At 70.3% G+C, this 26,218-nt stretch carries 27 protein-coding genes; 8 read left to right on the top strand and 19 right to left on the bottom strand.

Annotated features, from left to right (window positions below):
- Window positions 1-729: aldehyde dehydrogenase family protein (locus AB0B64_RS49205; protein WP_358194866.1), on the bottom strand; the 729-nt coding region annotated here is incomplete at its 3' end.
- A 185-nt stretch (window positions 730-914) separates the two neighbouring features.
- Here AB0B64_RS49205 and AB0B64_RS49200 point away from each other — a divergent pair.
- Genes AB0B64_RS49200 through AB0B64_RS49190 form a run of 3 tightly spaced genes read left to right on the top strand, consistent with a single transcriptional unit; the run spans window position 915 to window position 3,628 of the window.
- A complete protein-coding gene (locus AB0B64_RS49200; RefSeq protein ID WP_357953119.1) occupies window positions 915-1,688 on the top strand; it encodes an IclR family transcriptional regulator in 774 nt (257 codons plus the stop codon).
- 34 nt (window positions 1,689-1,722) lie between these two features.
- On the top strand, window positions 1,723-2,877 hold the full coding sequence (locus tag AB0B64_RS49195) for a CoA transferase (RefSeq protein WP_357953117.1): 1,155 nt from the start codon (window positions 1,723-1,725) through the stop codon (window positions 2,875-2,877).
- On the top strand, window positions 2,870-3,628 hold the full coding sequence (locus tag AB0B64_RS49190) for a citryl-CoA lyase (protein WP_358194854.1): 759 nt from the start codon (window positions 2,870-2,872) through the stop codon (window positions 3,626-3,628). Before AB0B64_RS49195 ends, AB0B64_RS49190 begins: the two co-directional genes overlap by 8 nt.
- 25 nt (window positions 3,629-3,653) lie before the next feature.
- Here AB0B64_RS49190 and AB0B64_RS49185 read toward each other — a convergent pair whose 3' ends face one another.
- A complete protein-coding gene (locus AB0B64_RS49185; RefSeq protein ID WP_358194849.1) occupies window positions 3,654-5,786 on the bottom strand; it encodes a PQQ-binding-like beta-propeller repeat protein in 2,133 nt (710 codons plus the stop codon).
- Between the two features lie 172 nt (window positions 5,787-5,958).
- Between AB0B64_RS49185 and AB0B64_RS49180 the strand changes: the two genes are divergently transcribed.
- Window positions 5,959-6,837 carry a ThuA domain-containing protein gene (locus tag AB0B64_RS49180; protein WP_357953111.1) on the top strand — a complete coding sequence of 293 codons (879 nt, stop codon included), beginning with the start codon at window positions 5,959-5,961 and terminating at the stop codon, window positions 6,835-6,837.
- Here AB0B64_RS49180 and aroQ read toward each other — a convergent pair whose 3' ends face one another.
- The 10 genes from aroQ to AB0B64_RS49130 form a co-directional block, all read right to left on the bottom strand.
- The gene (aroQ, locus tag AB0B64_RS49175; protein ID WP_357953110.1) at window positions 6,838-7,290 is read right to left on the bottom strand and encodes a type II 3-dehydroquinate dehydratase; all 453 of its coding nucleotides are present in this window, start codon (window positions 7,288-7,290) and stop codon (window positions 6,838-6,840) included.
- A 27-nt stretch (window positions 7,291-7,317) separates the two neighbouring features.
- On the bottom strand, window positions 7,318-8,622 hold the full coding sequence (locus tag AB0B64_RS49170) for an AAA family ATPase (protein WP_357953108.1): 1,305 nt from the start codon (window positions 8,620-8,622) through the stop codon (window positions 7,318-7,320).
- A complete protein-coding gene (locus tag AB0B64_RS49165) occupies window positions 8,619-10,046 on the bottom strand; it encodes a hypothetical protein (protein WP_357953106.1) in 1,428 nt (475 codons plus the stop codon). The genes AB0B64_RS49170 and AB0B64_RS49165 overlap by 4 nt, the downstream gene beginning before the upstream one ends.
- Complete coding sequence (locus tag AB0B64_RS49160) at window positions 10,043-11,143, bottom strand: hypothetical protein (protein ID WP_357953104.1); 1,101 nt, start codon at window positions 11,141-11,143, stop codon at window positions 10,043-10,045. Before AB0B64_RS49160 ends, AB0B64_RS49165 begins: the two co-directional genes overlap by 4 nt.
- 31 nt (window positions 11,144-11,174) lie before the next feature.
- Window positions 11,175-11,975: a hypothetical protein gene (locus AB0B64_RS49155; protein WP_358194839.1), complete on the bottom strand. Its 801-nt coding sequence runs from the start codon at window positions 11,973-11,975 to the stop codon at window positions 11,175-11,177.
- A gap of 115 nt (window positions 11,976-12,090) precedes the next feature.
- Window positions 12,091-12,519, bottom strand: a complete 429-nt coding sequence (locus tag AB0B64_RS49150; protein ID WP_357953101.1) for a hypothetical protein — start codon at window positions 12,517-12,519, stop codon at window positions 12,091-12,093.
- A gap of 454 nt (window positions 12,520-12,973) precedes the next feature.
- On the bottom strand, window positions 12,974-14,221 hold the full coding sequence (fmdA, locus tag AB0B64_RS49145) for a formamidase (protein ID WP_357953098.1): 1,248 nt from the start codon (window positions 14,219-14,221) through the stop codon (window positions 12,974-12,976).
- An 82-nt stretch (window positions 14,222-14,303) separates the two neighbouring features.
- Window positions 14,304-14,960, bottom strand: coding sequence for an AmiS/UreI family transporter (locus AB0B64_RS49140; protein WP_358194829.1), 657 nt, complete (start codon window positions 14,958-14,960; stop codon window positions 14,304-14,306).
- A gap of 144 nt (window positions 14,961-15,104) precedes the next feature.
- Window positions 15,105-15,380: an FmdB family zinc ribbon protein gene (locus AB0B64_RS49135; protein WP_358194826.1), complete on the bottom strand. Its 276-nt coding sequence runs from the start codon at window positions 15,378-15,380 to the stop codon at window positions 15,105-15,107.
- 368 nt (window positions 15,381-15,748) lie between these two features.
- Window positions 15,749-16,438, bottom strand: a complete 690-nt coding sequence (locus AB0B64_RS49130) for a class I SAM-dependent methyltransferase (protein WP_358194824.1) — start codon at window positions 16,436-16,438, stop codon at window positions 15,749-15,751.
- Window positions 16,439-16,501: 63 nt separating this feature from the next.
- Here AB0B64_RS49130 and AB0B64_RS49125 point away from each other — a divergent pair, with 63 nt between their 5' ends.
- Together AB0B64_RS49125 and AB0B64_RS49120 are read left to right on the top strand one after the other, a co-directional pair.
- Entirely contained in the window at window positions 16,502-16,954 is a 453-nt protein-coding gene (locus AB0B64_RS49125) for a hypothetical protein (protein ID WP_357953090.1), read from the top strand.
- Window positions 16,951-17,601, top strand: a complete 651-nt coding sequence (locus AB0B64_RS49120; protein ID WP_357953087.1) for a TetR family transcriptional regulator — start codon at window positions 16,951-16,953, stop codon at window positions 17,599-17,601. The genes AB0B64_RS49125 and AB0B64_RS49120 overlap by 4 nt, the downstream gene beginning before the upstream one ends.
- A 24-nt stretch (window positions 17,602-17,625) precedes the next feature.
- On the opposite strand, the gene AB0B64_RS49115 is transcribed toward AB0B64_RS49120, so the two are convergent.
- The 5 genes from AB0B64_RS49115 to AB0B64_RS49095 all read right to left on the bottom strand — a co-directional run bounded on the left by AB0B64_RS49115 (window position 17,626) and on the right by AB0B64_RS49095 (window position 23,362).
- The gene (locus AB0B64_RS49115) at window positions 17,626-19,635 is read right to left on the bottom strand and encodes a transposase (RefSeq protein ID WP_358194818.1); all 2,010 of its coding nucleotides are present in this window, start codon (window positions 19,633-19,635) and stop codon (window positions 17,626-17,628) included.
- 648 nt (window positions 19,636-20,283) lie between these two features.
- A complete protein-coding gene (locus tag AB0B64_RS49110) occupies window positions 20,284-20,448 on the bottom strand; it encodes a hypothetical protein (protein WP_357953080.1) in 165 nt (54 codons plus the stop codon).
- Between the two features lie 48 nt (window positions 20,449-20,496).
- Entirely contained in the window at window positions 20,497-21,498 is a 1,002-nt protein-coding gene (locus AB0B64_RS49105) for a phosphotransferase family protein (protein ID WP_358194812.1), read from the bottom strand.
- A complete protein-coding gene (locus AB0B64_RS49100) occupies window positions 21,495-22,685 on the bottom strand; it encodes an acyl-CoA dehydrogenase family protein (protein ID WP_357953076.1) in 1,191 nt (396 codons plus the stop codon). The genes AB0B64_RS49105 and AB0B64_RS49100 overlap by 4 nt, the downstream gene beginning before the upstream one ends.
- Window positions 22,686-22,768: 83 nt before the next feature.
- Window positions 22,769-23,362 (bottom strand): hypothetical protein, encoded by a 594-nt coding sequence (locus AB0B64_RS49095; RefSeq protein WP_357953075.1) that lies wholly within the window; start codon window positions 23,360-23,362, stop codon window positions 22,769-22,771.
- Between AB0B64_RS49095 and AB0B64_RS49090 the strand changes: the two genes are divergently transcribed.
- Complete coding sequence (locus AB0B64_RS49090) at window positions 23,363-23,590, top strand: hypothetical protein (protein ID WP_357953072.1); 228 nt, start codon at window positions 23,363-23,365, stop codon at window positions 23,588-23,590.
- A gap of 323 nt (window positions 23,591-23,913) precedes the next feature.
- Entirely contained in the window at window positions 23,914-24,255 is a 342-nt protein-coding gene (locus AB0B64_RS49085; RefSeq protein ID WP_358194801.1) for a DUF6285 domain-containing protein, read from the top strand.
- A 66-nt stretch (window positions 24,256-24,321) separates the two neighbouring features.
- Here AB0B64_RS49085 and mctP read toward each other — a convergent pair whose 3' ends face one another.
- Together mctP and AB0B64_RS49075 are read right to left on the bottom strand one after the other, a co-directional pair.
- Window positions 24,322-25,932 carry a monocarboxylate uptake permease MctP gene (mctP, locus tag AB0B64_RS49080; protein ID WP_357953068.1) on the bottom strand — a complete coding sequence of 537 codons (1,611 nt, stop codon included), beginning with the start codon at window positions 25,930-25,932 and terminating at the stop codon, window positions 24,322-24,324.
- Window positions 25,929-26,138 (bottom strand): DUF3311 domain-containing protein, encoded by a 210-nt coding sequence (locus AB0B64_RS49075; RefSeq protein WP_225292873.1) that lies wholly within the window; start codon window positions 26,136-26,138, stop codon window positions 25,929-25,931. Before AB0B64_RS49075 ends, mctP begins: the two co-directional genes overlap by 4 nt.
- Window positions 26,139-26,218 lie beyond the last annotated feature (80 nt).

The raw sequence follows: 26,218 nt of genomic DNA, 5'->3' as shown, positions 1-26,218 counted from the left end.
CCCGGCGGCGCGCGCGACGGCGGCGCCGGCGCGCACGCCGCCGGTGAAGCTGACCACGGCGATCTCGGGCGCGGCGCACAGCCGCGCGCCCACGTCGGCGCCGCCGTGCAGCACCTGTACGGCCTCGACCGGCATCCCGGCGTCGAGCAGGATCCGCACCAGCTCCGTCGAGACCGCGGGCGCCTGCGGCGGCGGCTTGACGATCGTGGTGTTGCCCGCGGCGAAGGAGGCCCCGAGCTTGTGCGCCAGCAGGTTCGCCGGGGCGTTGAACGGGGTGATCGCCAGCACGGGACCGGCGGGGGCGCGGCAGGTCAGCGCGGTGTTGCCCACGCCGCGCGCCCAGCCGGCCACCGGCAGCACCTCCCCGCCCAGCGCCCTGGCCTCGGCCGCCGAGACCGACAGCGTGTCGGCCACCCGCAGCACCTCGCCGCGCCCGTCCTTGACCGGCTTGCCGAGCTCGACGGCCAGCAGCCGGGCCAGCTCCTCGCCGCGCGCCGTGACCTCGGCCGCGGCCCGCTCCAGGATCGCGGCCCTGGTCGCCGGGGCCAGCCGCGCCACCGCCCCGGCGGCCGGCCCGGCGTAGGCCAGGGCCCGCGTGATGTCGTCCGGGGTCGCCGTGCGGGCCCGGCTGACCGTCCGGCGCAGGTAGGGGCCGGTCCGCTCGGCCGCCGGGCCGTCTGTCAGCCACGTCCCGGCGACCAGACAGCCCGCTTGATAGATCGCATCCATCTCGACTCCACTAGGTGGTGCATCAGAACCGCACTGTGGACTTGCTCAAAGTATGAGGACATCTCAGTCCGCGCAAGAGGAACCGCGTAGTGGAACGTCTGGACCGTATAATGGACCGAGTGTTAGCGTACGGACCGCATGAGAGGGTGAGCAGGAGTTCACCTTCGACCGACAAGTGAGGACCCGTGCCCGCGAACTTCCCGGCAGAATCCGGCGAGGCCGGTGGCGTGCGCAGCGTTCAGCGAGCGTTCGACATCCTGTCCCTGCTCGGCGAGGACCGGCGGATCCTGACGATCCGCGAGGTCGTCGACGAGACCGGCCTGGCGAAGACGACGGCGCTGCGCCTGCTGCAGACCCTTGAGCACATGGGCCTGCTGTGGGCCACGCCCAAGGGCTACACCGCGGGGCCCGCCCTGTGGCGGTGGGCGCACCTGGCCCGTAGCGCGTGGGAGCTGCCGCCGGAGACCATCAAGCTCATGCGCGACCTGGCGGCCCGGCAGCGGGAGACCGTCAACCTCTACGTCGCCAGGGACGTTCACCGGATCTGCATCGCCCAGCAGGAGAGCCCGCAGCCGCTGCGCCACGTGGTGCGGGTCGGCGACGAGCTGCCCATGTGGGCGGGCGCCTCCTCGAAAGTCCTGCTCAGGGACGCGCCGGCGCGCCTCCTGTCGCGGATCGCCCGCTCCTCCCCGTACGGCGAGGCGCACCTGGAGACGCTGCGGCAGTGGATCGACCAGGCGGCGGACGACGGCCACGCGGTCAGCCACGGCGAGCGCGAGCCCGGCCTGTCCGCCGTCGCGGTGCCCGTCACCGGCGCCACGAAGGCAATCGTGGCGGCGCTCACCCTCAGCGGACCGACCGTGCGCTTCACGGACGAGCGCGTGGCGGAGTTCGTCGCGGACCTGAGCGAGGTGGCGGGGCGGATGTCGGAGCGCGGGTTCGATCATCCACTGACTTGACCGATGGGGAGCCTTAGCGATGGGGAGAGCGTGAATGCAGCAGTTGCCACTGGACGGGGTCAAGGTCGTCGATCTGACCAGCGTGCTCGCCGGACCCTATTGCAGCTACCAGCTGATGCTGTTCGGCGCCGAGGTCGTCAAGGTCGAGCTGCCCGGCAGCGGCGACCTGGCCAGGCGCCTCGGCCCTGACGACGAGCTCAACCGGGACCGGATCGGCGCCTCCTTCCTGGCCCAGAACGCGGGCAAGAAGTCCGTGGAGCTCGACCTGAAGAGCCCGGCGGGGCGGGTGGCCTTCGAGGCGATGGTCACCGGCGCCGACGTCCTGCTGGAGAACTTCCGGGCCGGCGTGCTGGCCAGGCTCGGCTACGACCGCGACCGGCTGCGCGAGCTCAACCCGCGGCTGATCTACTGCGCGATCTCCGGCTTCGGGCAGAGCGGCCCGATGAGCGGGGCCCCCGCCTACGACCAGATCATCCAGGGCCTGTCGGGCATGATGAGCGTCACCGGCACCCCCGAGACGGTGCCGATGCGCGTCGGCTTCCCGGTCTGCGACACGATCGGCGGGCTGATGGCCGCCATGGCGATCTGCGCCGCGCTCGCCGGACGGCACCGCACCGGCCGCGGCAGCTTCCTCGACCTGTCCATGCTGGAGGCCTCGATCTCGGCCATGGGCTGGACCGTGTCCAACTACCTGGTCAGCGGCGTCGAGCCGGAGCCGATGGGTGACCAGAACGCCACCGCCGCGCCGTCCGGCACGTTCGAGACCGCCGACGGGCCGCTCAACATCGCGGCCAATCAGCAGACGCAGTTCGAGACGCTCTGCCGCCTGATCGGCCGCCCCGAGCTGCCGGCCGACCCGCGCTTCGCCCTCCCCGAGGGGCGCAAGGCCCACCGGAAGCCCTTGAACGCCGAGCTCAACGCCGCGCTGCGGGCCAGGACCGCGCTGGAGTGGGAGGAGCTGCTGTCCGGTCACGGCGTGCCCGCCGCACGCGTCCTCACCGTCCCGCAGGCGCTGGCACTCGACCAGCTGCGCCACCGCGGCTTCCTCACCGAGCTGAGCTTCCCCGACGGGACCGATCGCCGCCTGACCGTGACCGGCAACGGCGTGCTCGTGGACGACGAACCACTGCGTCCCCCGGCCTCCCCACCGCGGCTCGGCGCGCACAACGAGGAGTACACCCATGAGTGAGGCGGCCGACTGGTGGGGCACCGCCGTCTCCAGGATCGAGCCGGACGTCATAGAGCTGCGCGGCAGGCCGGTCCAGGAGTTGATCGGCCGGGTGGGGTTCGCGGAGATGGTCTGGCTCATGCTCCGCGGCGACCTGCCCGACCCGCGGCGGGCGGCGCTGCTGGAGGCCGCGCTCGTCTCCTCGGTCGACCACGGCCCGCACGCGCCGTCCATCGCCGTCGCGCGGATGGCGATCACCTGCGGCGTCGGGCTGAACAACGCCGTCGCCACCGGCGTCAACCTGCTGGGGGACGTCCACGGCGGGGCGGGGGAGCAGTGCGTGGAGCTGCTGGAGGAGGCGCTGGCCTGCGGCGACACCGCGGCCACGGTGGCCCGCTGGCGGGCCCGCGACAAATACCTGCCCGGGTTCGGGCACCGCTTCCACTCCCGCGACCCGCGCCGTGATCCGTTGCTCGGGCTGGTGGAGGAGGCCGTGGCGGACGGTGTCGTGCCGGGCGGGCATCTGCGGGCGGCCAAGGAGGTCGAGGAGCTGATCAGTCCGGTCCCGATGAACATCGACGGCGCGACCGCCGTCGTCTACGCCGAGCTCGGCTTCCCCGCGCCGCTGGCCAGGGGGCTGTTCGTGCTCGGCCGGAGCGTCGGCATCCTGGCGCACGCCTGGGAGGAGTCGGGGCAGGGGCGGCGCAACAAGGGCCCCCTGCCCCCCTCGATCCGGCCGACTTATCTCGGCCCGCAGACTCCGGGTCGGTAGACGAACAGGTCAGTAGACGAACAGGTCAGTAGACGACGATCTTCCCGGTGTTCTGCGGGAAGATCGCGTCGTTGTAGAAGTACTCGCCGGGCGTGGCGAACGTGTGCGTGAACGATTGCCCCGGCATCAGCACACCGCTGTCGAACTCGTACTCGAAGAACGACACGGCGGCGTGCGCGAAGGCGTTGTCCGCCGGATTGACGAACGTGACGGTCGTCCCCTTGGCCACCCGCAGGTGCTGCGGCGACATGGCGTTCTGGGCGACGGTGTTCTCGGCCGGCCCCGGACGCTGGTTCGCCGCGTCCCAGACGCGGCCCAGCGTGACCGTCGTGCCGGCGACGGCGGCGGCCCTGATGTCGTTGCGCTTCTTGGGCGGGACCGGGGCCGCCGCGGGTGCCACCTTGCCGCCGAGCTTGAACGCCCACAGGTGGTCGCCACGCGGGATGTCCGGGTACGGCAGCCCGTTTCCGCCCGCCAGGACCGCGATGTACTGCTCGCCGTCGATCTCGTAGCTGATCGGGCTGGTGTGCACCCCGGCGCCGCACTGGAAGCTCCACAGGATCTTCCCGTCGGTGTCGTCCATCGCGTGCAGCACCCCATCGGGGCCGCCCTGGAACATGACCCGCCCGGCCGTGGTGAGGATGCCGTTGCCGTGCGCGAGCGACCATTCCCTGTCGAGGGTCCACACCGGCTTGTTCGTACGGGGATCGACGGCCGCGATGCCCCCGGCGAAGTACTCGCCCAGCGGGCGCGAGGTGTTGACCCGGCCGTCCCGGCTGTTGGAGAAGCCGGAGTTGATCAGCCCATAGCCGACGTAGATCCAGCCCGTGTGGGGGCTGAACGACAGGTGCGCCCAGTCGGCGCCGCCGCCCGCGCCGGGGAAGATGATGGTCGCCCGATCCCAGTGCGGCGTGTAGAGGCCGCCCCAGGCGTAGAACGGCACCGGCCTGGTCGCCTTGCCGAACTCCGGTGCCTGGGTGATGAACGGCGCGCCGCCGGGGAACGGCTGCGTCGGCGCGGTCTTCTGGCGTAAGTCCTGGGGCACGGGCCGCTCCGTGACTCCATGGACCGGCTCACCGGTGGCCCGGTCGAGGAAGTAGAACATGCCGGCCTTGCTGCCGTAGACGACGACCTTGCGCACGCCGCGGCCGATCCGTACGTCCACCAGCACCGGCGCCATGACGTTGTCCAGGTCCCAGATGTCGTGGTGCACCGACTGGAAGTGCCACTTGCGCTTGCCCGTCTTGGCGTCGATGGCCACGATCGAGTTGGCGAACAGGTTGTCGCCGCCCCTGCCCGAACCGTCCAGCCGGGGGTAGGAGCCGCCGAACGTCCAGTAGACCAGCCCGAGGTCCGGGTCGATCGCGGGATGGATCCACGGCACCGCGCCGCCGGTCTTCCAGGACTCGCCCTCCCAGGTGTCGTTGCCGAACTGACCCTCGCCGGGACACGCCCAGAACGTCCACGCCACCTCGCCGGTGGCCGCCTTCAGGGCGTAGGCGCGGCCACGGGCGCCGCCGGTGCTGCCCTGCATGCCGACGTAGATCAGGCCGTCCCAGTAGACGACCGCGCCGGCCAGGGTGCCGGTCAGGCCGCCGCACTGCCCGTTCTGGGGGTCGCAGCCGCCGGTGTCGCCGCCGCCCTCGTCCTCGGTGATGAGCCGGCGCTGCCACACCACCTTGCCGGTGTCCTTGGCCAGGGCGTACACGATGTTGGCGCCGGAGGTGGAGAAGACCAGGCCCTCGCCGAGCGCGACCCCGCGCATGTTGGTCTGTTTGGTGCCGAGGTTCGTCTTCCACTTCAGCGCCCCTGTCCTGCCGTCCACGGCGAAGACGTTCTGCTGGGTCGTCTGGACGTACAGGATGCCGCTCTCCGCGACGCAGGTGCTCTGCTGGGGCGCGGCGGTGCTGCCGCCTTCCAGGTTCAGGTGCCAGGCGCCGCCGAGGCGGTCCAGGTTGCGCGCGGTGATCTTCTTGAGCGGCGAGTGGTTGTGGTTGCCGAGGTTGCCGCAGACCTTGGGGAAGTCCTTGCCGGCCGCGCCCAGGGCGGCGGACTGCGGCGGAACGTCCTGTTCGGGAACAGCGCTGTCCGGACGAGCGGGTACGGCGGCCAGTGTCGCGGCCGCGCCGAGGAGGAAGTTGCGTCGTTCCACTGGCACCACGCCTTCTTGTGGTCCACTAGATGGACCTATAGATCCGCTTAACGGACGCACAATAAGCCGGTGCCGCGGTGAAGACAAGACCTTGCCGGGCTTCGGTGCGCTGGCTACGCTGTGGAACGATCGATCCACCTGGTGGACTTCGGAGGTGCCCGTGAGACCCTCTACGCTCGTGACCGCCGCCCTTCTGCTGGCGGTCGCCCTGCCCGCCTCGGCCGCCTCCAACGAGCCCGCGCCCGCCGGCGGCGTGTGCCGGGGCACCGACGCCCGCTGCTACCACGACTGGGGCAACTTCGACCCGGCCAAGGGCTACCGCCTGCTCGTCTACACGCGCACGGCCGGCCCCCGCCACGCCCACCTGGGCACCGTGCTCGGGCCGGGGCTCAACCCGCCGCTCAACGACGACAACGTGGCCGTGAAGGCCGTGCTCAAGCTGGGTCAGGACAACGGCTTCGCGGTCGACTACACCGAGGACGTCACCCAGCTCGCCTCGGCGCAGAGCCTGCTGAAGTACAACGCGGTGATGTTCCTGAGCACGACCAGGGACGCGCTCGACGACGCGGCGCAGACCGCGCTGCGCCAGTACGTCAGGGCGGGCGGCGGCTTCGTCGGCGTGCACAACGCCTTCGGCACCGAGTACAACTGGCCCTGGTACGAAGGGCTGCTCGGCGAGGCCAACTTCTACGACCACGGCCCCGTCCAGCCCGCCACCGTGCGCACGGTCGATCGGCGCGACGCCTCCACCGCGGGGCTGCCGCCGGCCTGGACGTTCAGCGACGAGTGGTACAACCTGGTCCCGGCCCCCACCCGCGTCCGCGTCCTGGCCCAGGTCGACGAGAGCACCATGCTGAAGGGCACCCGCGGCAACCTCGGCCATCCCGGGCACGGCAGGGACCACCCGGTCTCCTGGTGCCAGTACTACGACGGCGGCAGGTCGTGGGTCACCACGCTCGGCCACGAGGTGCAGGCGTGGACCGGCGACCAGCGCTTCCTCGGCCACCTGACCGGCGGCCTGCGGTCGGCGATGGGCATGGCGCCCTTCTGCCGCTGATCACTTCTGGGCGGAGTGGTGCAGGCCGCGCATGGCCAGCACGTAGCCGTGCACGCCGAACCCGACCACGATGCTCCGCGCGACCGGCGAGATGTAGGAGTGGTGCCGGAACGGCTCGCGGGCGTGCACGTTGGAGATGTGCAGCTCCACCACCGGCAGCTCCACGCCCTCGATGGCGTCGTGCAGGGCCACCGATGTGTGCGTGTAGGCGCCGGGATTGAACACCGCGCCCACGCACCGCCCGGCCTTGACCTCGGCCCCGGCCTCGTGGATCCAGTCGATCAGCTGCCCCTCGTGGTTCGACTGCCGGAACCGGAGGTCGAGGCCGAGCCCGGCGGCCTCCTGGCGGCACATCTCCTCGACGTCGGCCAGCGTCGTCGTGCCGTACACCTCCGGCTTGCGGGTGCCGAGCAGGTTGAGGTTCGGGCCGTTGAGAACGTACACGGATGTCACACATGCCTCACTTCGTGATCGTCGCCGCTACACCCGGTGGCGGGCCAGGTGCTCCAGGACCGACTGGTTGGCCTCCCAGCCGTCGGGGAACTTCACCGGCACGCCCAGCCGTACCGGCTCGGCCGACGGATGGGCGTCGAGCAGCTCGGCGATGCCCGCCCTGGCCACCACCACGCACGCGTGCCGGTGCCGCGAGGCCAGCACGCACAGCCGCCCCGACTCCAGGTGGAAGGCGGTGGCGTCCCGGCGGCCCGACAGCGGGTGCAGCACGATCGTCACGTCGTACTCGCGGCCCTGCAGCCGGTTGGCGGTGTCGACGGTGATCTCCGGCGGCAGCCCCGCGGCCCTGATCGCCGCCACCTGGTCGCGGTGCGCCGCGCCGACCGCGATCCGGTCGGCGGTCACCGGCCGTTCGCCCTGCTCGGAGCCCGCCACCGCGCCGCGCTGCAGCAGCCGCTCGGCCAGCAGCGCCACCGCCTGCACGGCCTCGCCGTCGGTGCGCACGGTGTGGCGGTTGGGCAGCTCCAGCAGCGCCCAGCCGGAGCGGGCCGCCTCCTCCAGCGCCCGGTCGTGCACGGTGCCCATGCCGCCGGTGGCCAGCTCCAGCCGCCGCTCGCCGGCCCCGGTGCCCGACCGGAACCCGGTGAACGGGTAGAACGCCTTCGACACCACCGGCGCGGCCGAGGCGGGCAGCCGCCACGACACCGGCAGCCGGTGCACCGGCAGGTCGGGGTTGTGGCGCAGCAGCACCGAGACCGCGCTCTGCAGCGGGTCCCACGACAGGCCGGACCAGCGGTCGCCGTCCACGATCGAGAACGGGTCGAGCTGGCCGGGATCGCCCACGAACAGCGCCCGCTCGAACAGCCCGGCGATGCGCAGCAGCTTGTCCGAGCGCATCTGGTACGCCTCGTCCACGATCGCCCACGGCCAGGTACGGCCGGAGATCCACGCCCACTTGTCCGACGTGGCGATCGTGATGTCGGGGTCGCCGAGATCCTGGATCCGCGTGCCGACCGTGACACCGGTCAGCTCCAGCAGCCGCAGCGGCGGCACGTAGCCGCTCGCCGACAGCCGGCCGACCGTCAGCCGCGGGTGCCGCTCCGAGATCCGCGTCACCAGGTCGTCGACCTGCTCGTTGGTCTGGGCGACGATCATCAGTGGCTCGCCGGTCTCGGCCAGGTGGGCGGCGGCCCGGACGACGAGCGTGGACTTGCCCGCCCCCGGCGGGGAGTCGACCACCACGCCGCGATTCCTGGGCAGGTCGGCGAGCACGTTCCTGATGACCTGCTCCGGACTAATGGCCTGCTCCGGGCTGGCGTCCTCGCCGGTCACGACCACTCCTCGCGGGCGTCCTCGTCGGTGGGGCGGTATTCGCGCGGCGGGCCGCCGTGCGTCCACGGCGTGGCCTCCGCGTCGGGCAGGCTCGGCGCGCCCTGGAAGTCGTCGGTGAGCGAGGTGTAACAGACCCGCTCGCCCACCTCGGGCACCGCCCCCGGAGTGGGCGTCTTGCCCCGGCCCATGCCCTTGGTGATCTTCAGGGTGACCAGGCCGTCGCTCGCCTCGACCAGCTGGGCGCCCTGGCCGCGCCGCTGCGGGGTGCCGAGCGTGGTGCCGGGTGCCAGGCGTACGGGATCGTCGGTCTTGACCACCACGAGCGGGCGCAGCTTGCGCGAGCGGCCCTCGCCCTCGAAGTTCTCCGGCTCGGTCTCCACGACCTCGCCCGCGAACGCCTCGCCGGTCAGCCGGTATTCGGCCATGACCAGCGGGTCGTCGTAGGCGCGCTGCACCTCGTAGGCGGCCTGGGCGCGCTCCATGCGCGCCAGGCGCGCGGCGGCGGCGATCGCGCCGTCATGCCGGGCCTGCGGCGGCGCGCCGTCCTCGATCTGCGCGGCCAGGCCACTGAAGGAGGCGCGGTCCTGCTCCCACCGCTGCGCCACACTGTTGCCCTCGGGCAGGCCGGCGAGCAGGTCGATCGCCTGCCACATGAGCCGCCAGGTGGGTTCGAGCTGGGATCGGAGGGCTTCGGTGACGCGTTCGGCCGAGCCCTTCTCGATCGCCGGCGCCAGCACCTCGGCGTCGAACCCCGGATCGGTGACCGGTCCCGCGGGCGGCCAGATCAGCGGGTCCTCCGCGTCGTCACTGGGTCCCTCGGTGATCCAGGCGAGCAGCGCGGCCAGGTTCGCGTCCTCCAGGCCGCTCTGCCCGCTCGCCCAGTGCCTGCCCAGCTCGTCGGTCGCCGCGATGGTCAGCGACGACCCCGGATATCCGGCCCGCTCGGCGAACCAGGTCAGCCACCTGCCCAGCAGCGGCACCCCCGTGGGCACCGGGTAGGGACCGTCGGCCCGGCGAAATCGGGTGGACCGGCCGAGCAGCCGGGTGAACGCCACGCCCGCCTGGTTCGGCACGATCAGCTGCGGCGCGTCGAGCGCCCGCTCGTAGGGGTCGGCGTTCTTGCGCTCCACCGTCTCCGTCTCGCGCAGAAAGCCCTGGATGTACGGCAGCAGCAACCCGGCCAGCTCGGCGGCCCAGGCGAAGCGCAGATCACGGTTACGCGGCTGGGTGACCACCAGCAGGCGGGGCTCGGCCCGGTCGGTGCCGAGCATGGCGGCCAGCGGCGCGGCGGCTTCACCGGAGAGCTTGAGCGGGATGAACACCATCGGCCGCGCCGACAGATGGCAGTGCCGGACGGTCGCGATGGGCTGCGCGATGCCCTCATCGAGGGCCCGCAGCCGGGCGAGCGAGGTGAGCAGGCTCACGTCAGGCACTCTCTGCGCAGGCGTTCGGCGTTGCGCAGGAGCCGGGCGATCTCCTCCTGGCCCGGCGCCGGGTCGCGCGTGCCGTCGGCCAGCCCGAGCGCCTCGCTGACGGAGGCCACGCCGCCCAGCTCATCGCGTACGTTACGGCCGAGCAGGTCGGAAGCACCCTCCTGCCGGGCCTCGTCGCGGCAGAAGAAGCACAGGTCACAGGTCGACAGGCAGTCCGGCGCGTAGCGGGCGTCGGAGCGGCGCAGCGCGTCGGCCAGCTCGGCGGCGGACCGGGTCGGCAGCCCGTCCTCACCGGGCAGCAGGTCGAAGGTGACCTCGTCGGGCAGGACGTCGAGCAGCCGGTCGAGCCCCGTCATCCGGTCGAGCTGGCGTTCCAGGACGGCCAGCTGCTTGCGCACGTCCACCAGCGTCGCGACCGGCCGGTTGGCGAAGTTCTCCGGGCAGACCAGCACGACCTCGTGCGAGACCCGCAGCGGGTCGTGTCCCAGCTCGTCGAGCAGTCTGCGCAGCGCCAGCACGTACACCGCCGCCTGCCGGGCCGCCGCGGCCACCGCGGCCGGGTCCGCCTGCCCGTCGATCACCGCGAACGACTTGATCTCCACGATGTGGAAGCGCCCGCCGAGCTGGAAGGCCACCACGTCCGGCTCCAGGTAGGCGGCGTGCCCGGCGATCTCCAGGGCGAGCAGCGGATGGTCGTAGACCGTCCCCGCGTCGTGCCCTTCGGCCACCGCCCGGTCGAACAGCGCCCGGGTGTGGGCGTGGCGCAGGTGCGCGCCGACGTTCTCCACGTCGTGATAGGCCACCTCGGCGATCGGCAGGCCCAGCTGCTCCCGCAGCATGCGCAGCAACTCGGCGCAGCCGTCGGCCTTCACCAGCGCCTCGAACACGTTCCCGCGGGTGATCGCGAACGGCGACTGGCCGAACGGCGCGGGAAACCCCAGATGCCGGGCCGCGGCGTCCTTGTCGATCCCGGCGCCGTCCATGAGCGCCCGGCGTGAGCAGCCGGGGTTCGCCGCGAGCGCGGCGATGGCGCGGGCGTCGTGCGGCTTCGGTGGCGTCGTGCCTCGCAGCGCGTCAAGCCGGTTCATCGGCTGCCTCTCGTCTCGCTGTTGCGCGCTCTCACCCAGTGATCCTTTTCTTCGCGACAGTGCTCAGCGTAGCGGCGCCGAACAGCCGCGCTGTGTCACCGAGCTGCGTCGTCGCACGTTCGGCCAGCTCAGCGCGGTCCTGCGTGTCGCGCTCCACGTGCACCGCGAGCTCTGCCCGCGCCGCCTCGATGACCCGGCCGGGGTCGGGCGGCCCCAGATCGCCGTCGGCGGCGCCGGGGATGTTGCGCGCCATCCTGGCCAGCAGCCGCGCCCCTCCGGGCTCAATGAGGGCGTCGGTCACCTGCTCGGCCACCGCTATGGCGCAGGTGAGGAAGTCGACGCGGGGGCTGAGCGGGCCGACCATCCGGCGCGCCTGTGGCCACGTACTGGCCGCCAGCAGGCCACGGGCGGGGGAGAGGCGGTCGGTCAGGGCCGCGCACAGGTAGTACGGGCGGCCGTACGGGGAGGACTTGAACGAGCGTTCCTCGTCGCGGCGCAGGCTGGTGAGCTGATTGCTTCTCAGCGTGCCGCCACAGAAGGCCGCGCCCACGGCGACGATCAGCCGTGGCTGAGCGCAGGCGCCCAGCAGGAGGAGACCCTGATGCACCTGCTCGCGCACGGTCACCAGCCGCGGCGCCGGGGGCTCGGGTTCGCTGTCTTTCTGATCATCCGCAGGGGCCGTGCTCACCAGGGCGTCCCAGGTGCGCTCGGCGCCGCGCAGCTCGGCGCGCAGGGTCCTGGCCGTGGCCGTGTCCTTGACCCGCATGGCCCTGCGCACACCGGCTCGGAGCTCGTCGATCCGCCTCTCGAGATCGTCCAGCCGGTCACTCATGGCGCGAGCGTAGCAAGAGTTCCAGTATTTCCCAGTATTTTCAGGACATCGAGACGTTCGCGTGATCTACATTGTAAAGGGCGCGGGTCTGGTTTCCCGCCAAGCAAGGCTCACGTCACGGCGTACCGGCGATGGCGCATGCTCGGCACGGGGGACGTGCGCAGATGCACTGCATGATCGCGTCGAGAACGTCCTGGTCGTGATACAGGCACCGATCATTGCAGGTGTGGCGCGGAACGAACCCCGCCTGGATCTCGTCGGGCCACGGCTCTTCGCCTTCGCGGCAGCGGACGAACTGTTCGGGGTCCTCCGAGTGCAGGCCGTGCATGCGTTCCCGGGCCTGGGTCTCCAGGGTTCGCGTCTCCGCCACCATGGCCTTGAGTTCGGCGGCGAGGTCGGCGTACCTGTCATCGCCGGTTCGTACGTGCGCGGCCCGCAGCGCCATCACCGCATTGCCCAGGAATCGGCCGGCGTCCTGGAGGTCTGTGGTGTGATGCAGTTGGATGCCGGTCACGCTTCGGACCCACACGGCGTCGTTGTTCATTGATCAATCCTTCGGAGTGGCAGGCGCACCCACCCGTTTGGGAATTGCCCTAGGTCGGGAGGCATGTCAGGGGTTTGTGCGACTACACCTGAGGATAACCATCTGTTTGCGCAAGTTTCGGGCTAGGGCTGCGGGGTTGACCGTTGGCGGAGTGACGGCGGCGGTCGAACAGCCTTTGCGCGGGGTGTGTCGAAATGGCGGCAAGCCTGGCGTGGAAGGGGGATCGGTCCATTGGAGCGCACTCTGGCGCGGTAAACGACTTATGGGGATAAATAGGGGAAGATATTACCCGGCGCCGAGCGCCGGGCGGGCCGTGATCGCGATGGCCACCGCGCGATCTGTGTTCCTCTCTCCCACGACAGGTCGTCGATGCGCGGTGGCCGTTCTCGTTCTCAGGCGCCGCTCGACCAGGAAGATCACTTCCAGGGTCGTCACACGCGTCATGCCGTGGCGGTCAGCTCGTCACGGCGCACTGTCCGCGCTCCTTCCTGACAGGTCCTTCGGCATTCGGGCGTACGTCGAAGTCGAAGATCGCGGTGGGCAGGTAGAGCGAGCAGCAGGCGTTGGGAATGTCGACGATCCCGCTGATTCGCCCTTCGATCGGAGCCGAGCCGAGGATCAGGTAGGCCTGTTCGCCGGTGTAGCCCCACTTCTTGAGATACTCGACGGCATTGAGGCATGCCCTGCGGTAGGCCACCGTCGCGTCGAGGTAATAGTTGGTGTCGGTGTCATGGTCCACCGAGATCCCGATGAACGACATGAACTCGGAGTAGCGCGGCTCGACGTTTCCGGGCAGGAAGACCGGGTTGGTGGAGACACCGTACTTCTCCATGCCGCCCTTGATGAGGTCGACGTGGAAGTCGATGAAACCGCCCATCTCGATCGCGCCGCAGAAGGTAATCTCGCCGTCGCCCTGGCTGAAGTGCAGGTCACCTCCGGAAAGTTTCGCATCCTTCACCTGGACCGGGTAGAAGACCCGGGCTCCGCGGGTGAAGTTCTTGATGTCGTGATTGCCGCCGTTCTCCCTCGCCGGCACGGTACGGGCGCCCTCCTCGGCGATCCGCCGCGCCACATCGCCGCTCGCCGTACCGGCGATGGCGTTGTCGGCCAGCGGTGGCAGGCCGAGCGGCGGGACCCGTTGCGGATCGGTGTCGATGAGCGCCTGCTCCCTGCGGTTCCAGGAGGCGAGCAGCTCGGCTGACGGCGCGGTGCCGAACAGCCCTGGGTGGGTGATGCCGGTGAACCGGACACCTGGCAGGTGCCGGGATGTGGCCACCTGGCCGTGGAAGTCCCAGATCGCCTTGTAGGCGTCGGGGAAGTAGTCGGTCAGGAATCCGCCGCCGTTCGCCTTGGCGAACACGCCGGTGTAGCCCCATCCCTGTCCCGGTGCCTGCCCGACCTGCTGGGGAACCGCGCCGAGGTCGAGGATGTCGAGGACCAGGAGATCGCCCGGCTCGGCTCCGTCCACCCCGATGGGCCCGCTCAGCACGTGCGCGACGGTCAGATCGACGTCCCGCACGTCGTTCGCGGAATCGTTGTTGCCTATCTGGGCGTCGGTCCATTCCCTGCATTCGACTCGGAACTCATCTCCGGGGCGGACCATCTCGGCCACCGGAACATCCGGGTGCCATCGATTGTGTCCCGGGATTTTCTGGTCGCGCATTGACCTCGATTGATCGATGCTGAATACGACGTTCGGCATGATGAATGCCTTTCTTGAATACGGATGCCGTCAGGCATGAAACGCATCGACCACCTCCTTGCAGGCGTCGCGGGTCTTCTCGTCAGGTCCACCGAGGGCGATGTGTCCGGTCGCCGGCGCCCATCGCATCGGCCGGTGCCGCCGCCTTGGGTTCACGTCCACGGGTCAACGGCCACAGTCCGATGAAGACCACCACGCCGAACACGGCGAGGATGAAGGCGATGAGGTTGGTGTTCCGCCAGTAGCCCGTCAGGATCATGAACGCGGGGATCGCCGCCGTGACCCACCCCTGGATCGCCGTCACCCAGCCCGTGTACCTGGTGATCTGCTCGTGTTTCAAACCCAGCAGCACGAAGAAGAGGAACCACAGGTAACTCCAGTAGAGCCAGATGACGCCGAACGCCGGATCGCCCAGGAGCCGGAAGTTCGCGTAGGAGTATCCGAGCGCCATGATGGCCACGAACAGCGAGAAGTAGCCGACTCCCGTGGAGTCGAAACCGCCCAGCAGGTTGATCCCGACGTACAGGTAGGTGAAACCGAACAGATAGATCCCGGACGCGCCGAGGACCTGGGCCGGGTCCCCGGGATTGAGGATGATCAGCACAGTGGGCGTGATCACCTGCAGGGTGCCGACGAAGAGATTGAAGATGGCCGCCGCGCGTGGATCGATCTTCTTCAGCAGCATCATGCCGTTGATGAAGAGCACCGCGCCGACGTAGAGAAGTCCGACGGCTCCCATGAGCGACGCACCTCCTGGTGTTGTCGTGTGGCGGCATCACTCACGCCGGGCGGCCTCTCACCGCCTCCGGACCGGCGGAGCCGCGTGTGTGAGCGGTTCACACGCACGCGCCGCGTTGTTTGTGTTGATCAAGGTTTGTGTTGATCAAGGCCGAGGCAGGCGTGGCAGTGCCGGGTGCGGCGGCGGTTCGCGCCGCCTGGGAGGCACGCTCGTGACCACCTCGGGTGCTTCCCGGCTCTGCTCCTCGCGGGTGAGCGCGGCACTGACTACTGAAGGCACCCGGCTGAGGTACGGCGAGGAGAAGACTCGACGGGAGGGGCGGTGGCACGCGGGGCATTCGCAGGCCGCCGCGGCGGTCCCGATCGGTCGATGCACCTCGAATCGTCCGCAGTCGGGGCAGCGATACTCATACGTCGCCATAGGCATTCCTCCGCAGAGATCCGACTCGATCTTCTCCGGCCCTCGGCGCCGCAGAGCCATCGCCGGCCTGCGGCGATCTAGGCATACTTCAAGTAACCTCCGCCGCCAAGCCCATGTCAAGGTCGTCGAATGCTGCGGCAATTCCCCGGAAAACCAGCTCTGCGCGGAAAAGGGGGTAAGAGTAGCGGAAGGGTGTCCACGGAGGCGATAAACGTGGTCAGACTTTTAACGTCGGCGCGCCCATAATTGCCTGACCCGCTGGGAGAATTTGCCGGACATTTGATGGATTTCACGATTTTGACCAACAACGAAGACACTGCCATCGACGGCCGCGGGCAGGTCGCGGCGCGTCCGGTGTCAACGCGCGGCTACGAGAGGCCGGGGACGGCGAGTGCCCAGCTGCGGTCCTCGGTGAGGAAGCGGTCCAGGCGGAGCCCGCACTCGGCCAGGGCCGCGCGCAGGTCCTCGTCCGTCAGCCGCCGGGACGTGAACGACTGGGTCCACACCCGATCCCGGTGCGTGTAGCGCATCGTCGCGTTGAACTGGTCCGGCCCGGCCGCCTCCAGGGCCGCCAGCGTGACCGTCATGTCGCCGTCCGTCCTGCCCTGGCCGGGCCGCCGGGCGTCGTGCGTCTCGGGCGGCGTCCACTCGATCAGCACGGCTCCGCCGGGCGCCACGTGCCGGGCGCAGGCCGACAGCAGCGCCCGCCGGCCGTCCTCGTCGGAGGTGTTCACCAGGTACGAACCCAGCATGACCGCGTCGAAGCGCCGCTCCAGCCGCAGATCCTGCACCCGGGCTTGTACGGTCCGCGCGCCCCGCACGTGGGCCAGCATCTCGGCCGACTCGTCCACGGCCACCACCTCGAAGCCGTGTTCCAGCAGCGCGTGCGTCACCCGGCCGACGCCCGCGCCCAGCTCCAGGACGGAGCCGCCGCGCGGCACCACCTCCGCGACCAGCTCCGCCTCGCCGCGGGGCTTCAGCAGCGTGTAGTACTCGACGGGGGAGCCGTCAGGGGTGATCGAGCCGGGGCCGGTCCCGGAGCGGGGGATGATCGTCATGCCTTCGAATCTAACTCCGGGCGAGCGCACATGGGATCCCGTTCTCGCGGGGACGAAGGTGCTGTGTCCCCTCAGGTGCGTCATCTGATCGGCGCGGTGGCCGGGTCGGCCGCGCTGCCCCTCGTCTACTACCTGACCGAGGCGGGCGCCAGGGCCCTGCGAGCGGCGTACGCCGCCTTCCGGCCCGCGCCCGCCGGGCTCGGCTACCTGACGGCCGTGGCGGCCATCGTGCTGCTGCTCGCCGCCTGGTCGTGGCTGTCGCCGCTGGCCGCGCTGGCCTGCGGGCTGCCGCTGACCGCCGCCGCCGCGCTGTTCGCGTTCGACCTCGACGTCGCGCTCGACCTGGCGGGCCGGCTGCCGAGCTTCGCGGTGCCCACCGGCCAGCCGGTGGGCACCATGGCCGGTGAGCCGCCGGGCGCCCTGGCCGGGATGACGGGCCTGTACGCCGTCATCGGCGTCCTGCTGGTGTTGTCGGCGCTGCTGCCGCGCAGACGGCGATCTATCCTGGGCGGATGAGCGGACGGGACCCGGATCGGCGCAAGGCGCTGCTGGACGCGGCGGACCGGGTCATCCTGCGTGAGGGCCCCGAGGCGTCCATGGCCGCGATCGCCGCCGAGGCCGGGATCACCAAGCCGATCCTCTACCGCCACTTCGGCGACAAGAGCGGTCTCTACGAGGCCTTGGCCGACCGCCACGTGCGCACGGTCATCGCCCAGCTGCGTCCCGGGTTCGCCGGGGCAACCTCCGACCTGCGCTCTGGGGCCGCGTCCGACCTGCGTCCAGGGTTCGCCGAGGAGGCCGCGACCGATCTGCGCGGCCGGGCCAGGACGACGATCACCGTCTACCTGGACCTGATCTCGGCCAACCGCAACCTCTACCGTTTCCTGTTCCACCGGGCCAGCGCCGAGGACACCCGGATGCGCTCCCACATGACCGCGCTCGTGCGCAGCCTCGGCGAGGAGCTGGGCGGGGTGCTGGCCGCCGAGCGGGTGGTGCCGGAGCCCGTACGCGCCCAGGTGCTCGGTCACGCGTTCGTCGGCATGGTGCAGACCACCGGCGACTGGTGGCTGGAGCATCCGGAGGTGGATCGGGCGGAGGTCGTCGAAGGGCTGGTGGACGTGATCGTCGCGGCCGTCAGTCACCGAAGCGGGAGAGCGTCTTGAATTCCCTGTAGTTCCCTGAAGGAATCAGGCAACTCGGACGGGCGTGGCCTGGCCTGGGCTGCCCCGGTGCTTGGCGAGCATGAGCACGGGGGTGGCTTTGGCGTGGTGGAAGCCGGTCCGGTGGTGAGAATTCCTGACATGTCCTGTCCGGTATGGCTGGTGCCGTCCCGGCTTGGGTGCATGGCCCGCCGGACGCTGTCCACCGCTGGTGGGCGGTGGGGCGGGCACCGTGCGCCGGTCGGGCACACGGCTGGACGTCATCGGGTTGTTTCGTGAGTTGGCTGAGGTGCGGGTGGGCCGTTTTGGGGTGGGGCGGTTCTTGGCTCTGTCGCGTGCTGCCGGTCGGGGGTGCAGGTCGGTTCGGGTGCGGCGGGCGCGGCGGGCTGCACGAGTGGGCTTGCGTGTTCGGCGGGCGCGGGCGACATTCCCCTCCACGATGGCGTGGATGGTGCGCACCCCGGTGGAACGGTGGGTGCGGGTGGCGTTTTGGCCGAGTAGGCCGCGGGAGACGATCCGTTCGGCCGCTGCCCGGTCCCGGTCACAGGACAGGCCGCAGGCCGGGCAGTAGGCCCACCTCCAGCCCTTGTCGGTGAGCCGGTCGGGGGCCGGGCAATGCTTGAGCACCGACGTGCCGTCCCCGCACCGGGGGCAGTATCGGGAGGTGCCGCGGGCTGGGACGGTGACCACGGCGATGGCGTGCTTGGCGGCCAGATGCCGGATCGCCTCGACGATCTGCCCGCGTATCTGCCCCGACAGGCGCGTGTTCGCGTTGCCTCGGCGTCCGCGTGCTTCCAGGGTGGCCAGGTCTTCCAGGTAGATGACCGTCGTCCCGGCGGCCACGGCCTGGTCGACTGCCCAGCGGGCGGCCGACCAGGCCAGCGCCTTGTTCAGGTTGCGGATGCGCGCGCACAGTCGCTCATGTTCGACACCGAGGACCTGGTAGGCCGCGCTCAACGCGGCGTAGCGGGGGTCGGCGGCAGTCATGCCGGCCAGGAGTCGTTGCTGGCGCTGAATCTTGGCGGCCAGGTGCTCACGCTCGGCCCGCAGTCGGTGCAGCTTGGCCGACACACCGCTCGCATCGTAGAGCAGCGGCCGCCCATCGCCGATCACCCGGCCGCCGGAGATCACCCGCCCATCGGCCACAAGACGTCCCACCACACCGGTCAGCAGCCCGTTGAGGCCCCAGTCGAAGCCGCACCCGATCATATGACCGGTAGCGGGTACGAAGCCGATCAGGATCTGGAACGGCAGATCGACGCGCACCCGACCCTTGGTCACCCGCAAGGTAGGGGCGCACAACCTCGCCTCCGGCGGCACGGTCGGCGGCAAGACGACAGGCAGCACATGCCAGGCCCAGTCCCTGGGGGACGCGGGCGATTCGACCAGGGGAAGCCGCACCCGCAGCCGGGCGCTGCGGTGGCCGGTGCGCTCCAGGGTGAGCAGTTGCCGGTCGGCAGCCGCCAGCACGACCTGCGCCGCAACGTTCGGCGGCTCCTCCAGTTCGGTCAGATCTGCCGGGAAAACCTCATGCTCGTCGCGATAGGCGCGGATCTGCCGGGTCCGGTTACGGATCTCCGCCGCCGTCACCCCGTCCGGCAGCAGCGCGCGCAACGCGTCCCATTCGGCATCGGTGCGCGCACCCGGATTGTGCGGCCAGGTGGCCACGATCGCCTCCACCAGGCGGCGCCGGTGCAGCGCCAGCCGCAACAGGCGGGCGGCCTGCTCCTGCGCGCACCGCAACACCCGATCGCAGATGTACACGCCCGGCTCCGGGCCCACACCCCAGCCCAGCCGCCGAACAGCCATCCAGCCCTTCGACGGCAACACTCGCCCGTCCAGCCCCACCCCGCCGGCCAGCCCATCCAGATCAGCCGGATTCCACCGGGCTGCGACCAAGCAGCCGGCCAGATCCCGCGCCAGAGCGGTCAGCCAAGCCACCCGCCGCGCCAGCAGCGCCTGAGGGACTACCTCGCCCGTTTTCTCCACCATGGCGGCGTGGGTGGTGCACGGGGCGGTCGCGGTGAGCTTACTCACGCACCGCCCCCGTTGGGTGATGGGTTCCCAGGCGGCATCGACGCATCTGCGGTCCACCCTGCGGTCCACCCTGCACCCTGCCCACCCCACCTCTACGATGTGTGACTTCAACGCTACCAAGAGTTGACACCTTTGGATAGAACATGTGAGCGATATGCATTCGCCGGATACCAACACCGACCCCCTCGCCTCACCGCGCCAATGTCGGCACGCGCGATCAGGCCATACGCCAAAGAAGCACCTACGGGCACCGCGCCACCATCCGCACCGAGATCCGCCGCACCCCTCTGGCCAACCTCGTCCAGCCCGTGCACGCACCGCCGGGCCCGACAGTGCGGCGAGCCGGAAGATGACGGTCACGGCCCACCTTCGGGCGTCCAAGCGAACGCCGCCCCCGCCTCCGCACCCAAGGCTTGGCCGGAAACCCCACACTCGCCGCCGCCTCCGAAGACGAGACCGAATCCGTGCCCCAGACCACGTTCCACCGGCACAACACGGACTACGAGCCCATAGCAGAACCTGAGGTTCTCATAGCGAATATGAGGAACGGTTCATACCCTCCCATGCCGCCGGGCGTAGTTGAGCGCCCACCCGAACACCCCGAGTGCGGCGGCAAGATAGACGGCGTTGAGCCGACGGCGTTGAGCCCTATGAGATCCCGATCAGCCCGAGCGACCAGCCGAGCAGGAGCAGGATGCCCATGAACGGCACCAGCCCCACGCCCAGGCTCGTCACCCCGAACCCGTAGAGCACCAAGGCGAGACCCGCCATCACGGCGACCGCGAAGACCACCTTGCCCAGCGAGAACAGCATACGATCAACGGCAACGGGTTTTCGGCCGAGCGGCAGTGGCACGGGTTCTCAGCCGAGCAGCCGCAGCAGGTCCCACTCGTTCTCGCACACCCTGCGCCCGATCGCGGCCAGCTCGACCGAACGCGCGCCGCCGCGCAGGTGGCGCATCGTCTGCATCATGCAGATGACGCCCCATTTGAGCACGCCGAACGTCTCCCACCAGCGCAGCGCGTCCCGGTCGACGGGCTGCCCGCCGGCCTTCTCGTACGCGCTCACCAGGTCGTCATAACCGCCGAAACCGCCCACCGGCAGCGGCGAGCCGAACCGCCACGCCTTCACGCACAGCCAGCCGAGGTCCTCGACCGGGTCGCCCGCGTGGGCCAGCTCCCAGTCGAGCACCGCCCGGATCCCCTCGGGCCCGACGATCAGGTTGCCGTTGCGGAAGTCGCCGTGCACCACGGTCCGCCGCGCCGCCGCCGGCCGAGTCGCCGCCAGCCGCCGGAAGGCCAGCTCGAACACCGGATGCGGCTCACCGATCTGATCGAGCACGTCCCGCCACTGCCGCAGCGGATGGTCGGTCACGGGCACGCCAGTCAGGCCCGTGGGCACGGCAGCGGTGGCCGGGTCCGGGGCGCCAGCAGGGGGGAGCGCGGACAGCGGCATCCGGTGGATCGCCGCGAGCGCCTCGCCGCACTGGGTGGCCAGCCGCGGCCGGACCCCCGCGTACGCCTCGTCACGCAGGATCCTGCGCGGGATCGTCTCGCCCGCCACCCGCGTCATGAGGATGTACGGCTCACCGGCCGCCACGACCCGCGGCACCGGCACCCCGGCCTCGGCGGCGGCCCGCATCAGCGTGGCCTCGCTCGCCAGGCTGCCACCGGCCTCCAGGGCGGCGCCGGGGGAGTCGAGGCGCAGGATCAGTTCGTGCCGTTCGTCCCCGTCGAGCACGTCGAGCGCCCACGTCTCACGCGAGGCCCCGCCGGGGAGCCGCGCGCTGAAGGGCACCGACGCGCCGGGCCCGAAGACCTCGCGGACGATCGAGTGGACCATCGAGTGGACCGGCTCCGTCATCGCAGCCCGAACTCCCAGTTCCCGCCCGCCGCGTAGGCGCCGAGTATCCGCCGTCCCACGGAGTCGATGTGCACCTCGTCGGGGCCGTCGTAGATCCGCCCGGCCCTGGCGTGCCGGTACATCCGGTCCAGCGGGGTGTCCGGAGTCAGCCCCGCCGCGCCGTACACCTGGATGGCCCGGTCGATCACGTTGTGCAGCATGCGCGAGCCCACCACCTTGATCGCGCCGATCTCGACCCGGGCTTCCGAGCCGGCGTCGATGGCCCGCGCGGCGTCGAGCGTGAGCAGCCGCGCGGCCTGGATCTCGGTGTAGGAGTCGAACACGTGCTGCCGCATGAGCTGCTTGGCGGCCAGTGGCTCACCGAACGCGCTCCGCTCGCGCAGCCGGCGGCACATCAGGTCGAAGGCCCGCTGCGCCTGGCCGAGCCAGCGCATGCAGTGGAAGATCCGTCCGGGTCCCAGGCGCCGCTGCGCGATCACGAACCCGTCGCCGCGCTCCCCCAGGAGGTTCGAGGCGGGCACCCGGACGTTGTCGTAGCGGACCTCGCAGTGCGCGCCGTCCAGCCCCAGGACCGGTGTCTCGCGGATGATGTCGTAGCCCGGTGTGTCGGTCGGCACGAGGATCATGGAGAAGGACCGGTGCGGCGCCGCGCCGTCCTCCGTCCGGCACATCACGGTGGTGTACGCGGCCCGGGACGCGCCGGTCGTGAACCACTTGTGCCCGTTGATCACCCATTCGCCCCCGTCGAGGACCGCGGCCGTCCTGAGCTGCGTCGGGTCGCTGCTCGACACGGACGGCTCGGTCATCGCGAAGCTCGGCGAGATATCGCCGCGCACCAGCGGGTCGAGGTAGCGTTCCCGCTGCTCGGCCGAGGCGTGCTCGTGCAGCATCAGCGAGTCCTGCAGCGTGTACGTCCCCAGCGCGATCTGCCCGAACTCGCTACGCCCTTGCACCTCGTTGACGTAGACGTAGTCGAGGAAGGGCAGCCCGCCCCCGCCCAGCTCACGCGGGTGACCGAGGGCCCACAGACCCTCCTTCTTGGCCTCCGCCCGCAGTTCGTCGAGCGCCGCCCCGGCGGCCGGCCCGCCCTGGTGGAGCACGTTCTCGGCGGGCTCGACCCGCTCGGTCATGAAGGTGTGTACGGCATCGCGGATGGGGCGGACGCTGTCAGGGACGGCGAAGCTCATGACAGGATCTCAACCGATAATCGTTGCCCGGTCAACGGATTCGGTCGCGTTTCCAGGCCGCCCACCGGCCGGACGCGGCAGGGTCAGCACACGCCGGGCAACCCGCACACCTTGGCCGCCATCTTCCTGGCCTCCTTGGTCAGGCCGCCGGGGTTGTAGCTCCCCTCGTCGGTCGTGTAGATCATCAGGGCGCTGCCCTTACGTGCGACGACACCGGTGACGGTCTGGTTCACGTGGCCGTCCTGCCGCGTCTGGTACCCCATGCCCCAAGCCTCATCGCCCGCCTTGGCCTTGTTCGTCCGCCACCGGATCGAGAGTTCGGGCGACGACGGATCGCCCTTGCGCGCGCATCGCTTGACCTCGGCGCGCAGCCGGGTGAGCACGGCATGGGCGGCACGCGGGCTCTTGTAGATGATGAGCTGTTCGGAGGAGCCGCTGGGGGCGGAGGTCCCGAGCGTGATCGTGCGGGCCGCCAACCGGCCGCCGTCAACGGCGCGCCGGTGCCCGCACGGGTTCAGCTCCAACGGCCTGGTGAGTTTGTCGCTGATCTCGTAGCTGACTTCAGCGGCCTCGTCGGGGCTCAGCGGCTTGCGCGCGTCGCGCTCCATGAGCAGGAAGTTCTTCGGAATCTCGGTCACGGTCACCGGGGACAAGGCCAGCGCCAGGGAGAGGGTCACATGGATCATGAAGGGTTGGACGCCGGCGGGGACGACGTTGTTCGCGACGGGAACGCCACTCAGTGGACGGCAGGTTCGAGCAACACCGTGCGCAGCTGGGACGGCGCCGACCGCAACACGGCCGTCCAGACCACCGGAACGGACCTGGCCGCCGTCGTCTACGTCCGCGACGCCACCGACCAGATCATCCGCCGGGACGCGACCGGTGACCCCACACCCAGCGCGTGAACGGTCAGCAGGCCGCTGCGCATCAAAGTCGTCATCCGGCACTCGGCCAAGGATGTGTATTGGATCGTCGGCAAGAGAACAGCCCGGGAATACCACTACAGAATGGGTGGTAACGGCTGGCGGCTCAAGAGCTACCGTGTCGGAAAGCGGGCCGATCCGCGAATCGAAGCCGTTCCGATGGGGCTGTCTCTCCGTCTTCGCAGGCGGGATGGCCGCAGTAGGCGCCGCGTCAACGACCGGTCCATGGGGGACAGGTTGGGCCCTTATAAGGGTGGGAGCGGCGATGAAAGCCGCGAAACGCTGATGAGTCAAAGGAGTTCCTGATGGCAACCCCGCACGACGTTCCCTCGGCGGCCCACCTGGTGGCGGCCGTCCGCGACTTCCTGGCCGACGACGTGCTGCCCGCGGTCGAGGGCCGGGTGCGCTTCCACACCCGGGTGGCGATCAACGTGCTCGGCATGGTCGAGCGGGAGATCGAGCTCGGCCCCGGCCAGGCGGAGGAGCACGGGCGGCGGCTGGCCGGGCTGGGGGTGAGCGACGACGCGGAGCTGGCGGCGGCCGTCCGCGAGGGCCGCCTCGACGACTCGGCCCTGGTCGAGGCGCTCAGGGACGCCGTACGGGCCAAGCTGGATGTGGCCAACCCCGGCTATCTCGGCGACGGCTAGTCGATGCTGACCGGCTGACGGCCGGTTCCCAACTGGGAACCGGCCGTCGACCGGCCAGGAAGGCGATCAGTGCGATGCCGCCAGGTCCAGGTCCTTGACCTTGGGGTCGCCCTCGTCGGCGAAGTAGTCCTCGCGCGAGGTCGCGTCCGGCCCGTCGGCCACCTTCATGGCCCGGAACACCAGCGTGCCGAGTGCCGCCACGATCAGGTTCACGGCCAGCGCCAGGAAGCCCGCGTAGATCGTCATCTTGGTGTCGATCCCGAGGTTGGCCAGCCCGAACGCCGAGCCGCCGAAGTGCGCCTTGCCGTTGGCCGGGTTCGGGATCATGTACAGCATCCAGATGCCCGCGCCCATCCCGGCGATCCAGCCGGCGATCAGGCCGCCCTTGTGGAACCAGCGGGTGTAGAGGCCCAGCCCCACTGACGGCAGCGTCTGCAGGATGATCACGCCGCCGATGAGCTGCAGGTCGATGGAGAACTGCGGGTCGAGCAGCAGGATGCAGAGCACCGCGCCCACCTTGACCACCAGGGAGACCAGCTTGGAGACCTTGGCCTCCTGGGCGTCCGTGGCGTCCTTGCGCAGGTATTCGCGGTAGATGTTGCGGGTGAACAGGTTCGCCGCCGCGATCGACATGATGGCCGCCGGGACGAGCGCGCCGATGCCGACGGCGGCGTAGGCGACGCCCGCGAACCAGTCGGGGAACATCTGGTCGAACAGCGCCGGGATGATCGTGTTGGTGTCCGCCTTGCCGTTGGCGCCCATGACCGGCTTGGTGCCCGCCGCGATCGCCATGAAGCCGAGCAGCGCGATCAGGCCGAGCAGGAAGCTGTAGGCGGGCAGCGCCGCCATGTTCCGCTTGATGACGCCGCGGTTCTTGGAGGCCAGCACGCCGGTGAGGCTGTGCGGGTAGAGGAAGAGCGCCAGTGCCGAGCCGAAGGCCAGCGTGATGTACTGGAGCTGGTTGCCGGCGTTGAGGGTGATCCCGTCGCCAGGCGCCGGGCTCGCCTCGAACTTGGCCTTGGCCGCGTCGAAGATCGACCCCCAGCCGCCGAGCTTGGCCGGGATGTAGATGACCGCCGCCAGGATCACGATGTAGATCAGCGTGTCCTTGACGAAGGCGATCAGCGCCGGCGCCCGCAGCCCGGACTGGTAGGTGTAGGCGGCCAGGATGGCGAAGGCGATGATGATCGGCAGGTGCCCGGTGATGCCCATCGTCTTCAGCACGGCCTCGATGCCGACGAGCTGCAGCGCGATGTACGGCATGGTCGCCACCAGGCCGGTGATCGCGATGATCAGCGCCAGCGTCGGCGACCCGAACCGGGCCCGGACGAAGTCGGCCGGGGTGACGAACCCGTGCACGTGCGACACCGACCACATCCGGGCCAGCACCAGGAACACCAGCGGGTAGACCACCACCGTGTAAGGCAGGGCGTAGAAGCCCAGCGCCCCGGCCCCGAACACCAGCGCGGGCACGGCCACGAAGGTGTAGGCGGTGTAGAGGTCGCCGCCGACCAGGAACCAGGTGATCCAGGAGCCGAAGTTCCGGCCGCCCAGGCCCCACTCGTGCAGGCTCTCGATGTTCTCGGGCCGCCGCCATTTGGCCGCCACGAAGCCCATGACGCTCACCGCGAGGAACAGCAGCGCGAAGACGACCAGCTCGGTCACGTTGGCGTTCACTTGGTCATCCTGTACACGATCGTGGTGCAGCCGACGCCGACGATGATGAAGGCGATCTGCAGCCAGTAGAACAGCGGGAAGCCGAGCAGCCGGGGCTCGTCGGCGTTGAACAGGAAGGTCAGCAGCGGCAGCACGATGGGCAGCACCAGCAGCCAGTTCCAAGGGCTGCGGTCACTGCGTGCCCGCCCGGGTTCCCCGGTTGTCATCGACCCCTCCGAAGCATGGATCAGGAGCCGGTCTACGCTCTGAACCGGCTCCTGACATCTCGTCAATGGGAGGAGATTAG

Source organism: Nonomuraea sp. NPDC049129, assembly GCF_040648495.1.
Classification (GTDB): Bacteria; Actinomycetota; Actinomycetes; order Streptosporangiales; family Streptosporangiaceae; genus Nonomuraea.
Note: the sequence above shows the minus strand (reverse complement) of the source record. Positions and strands in the feature narration are given on the sequence as shown.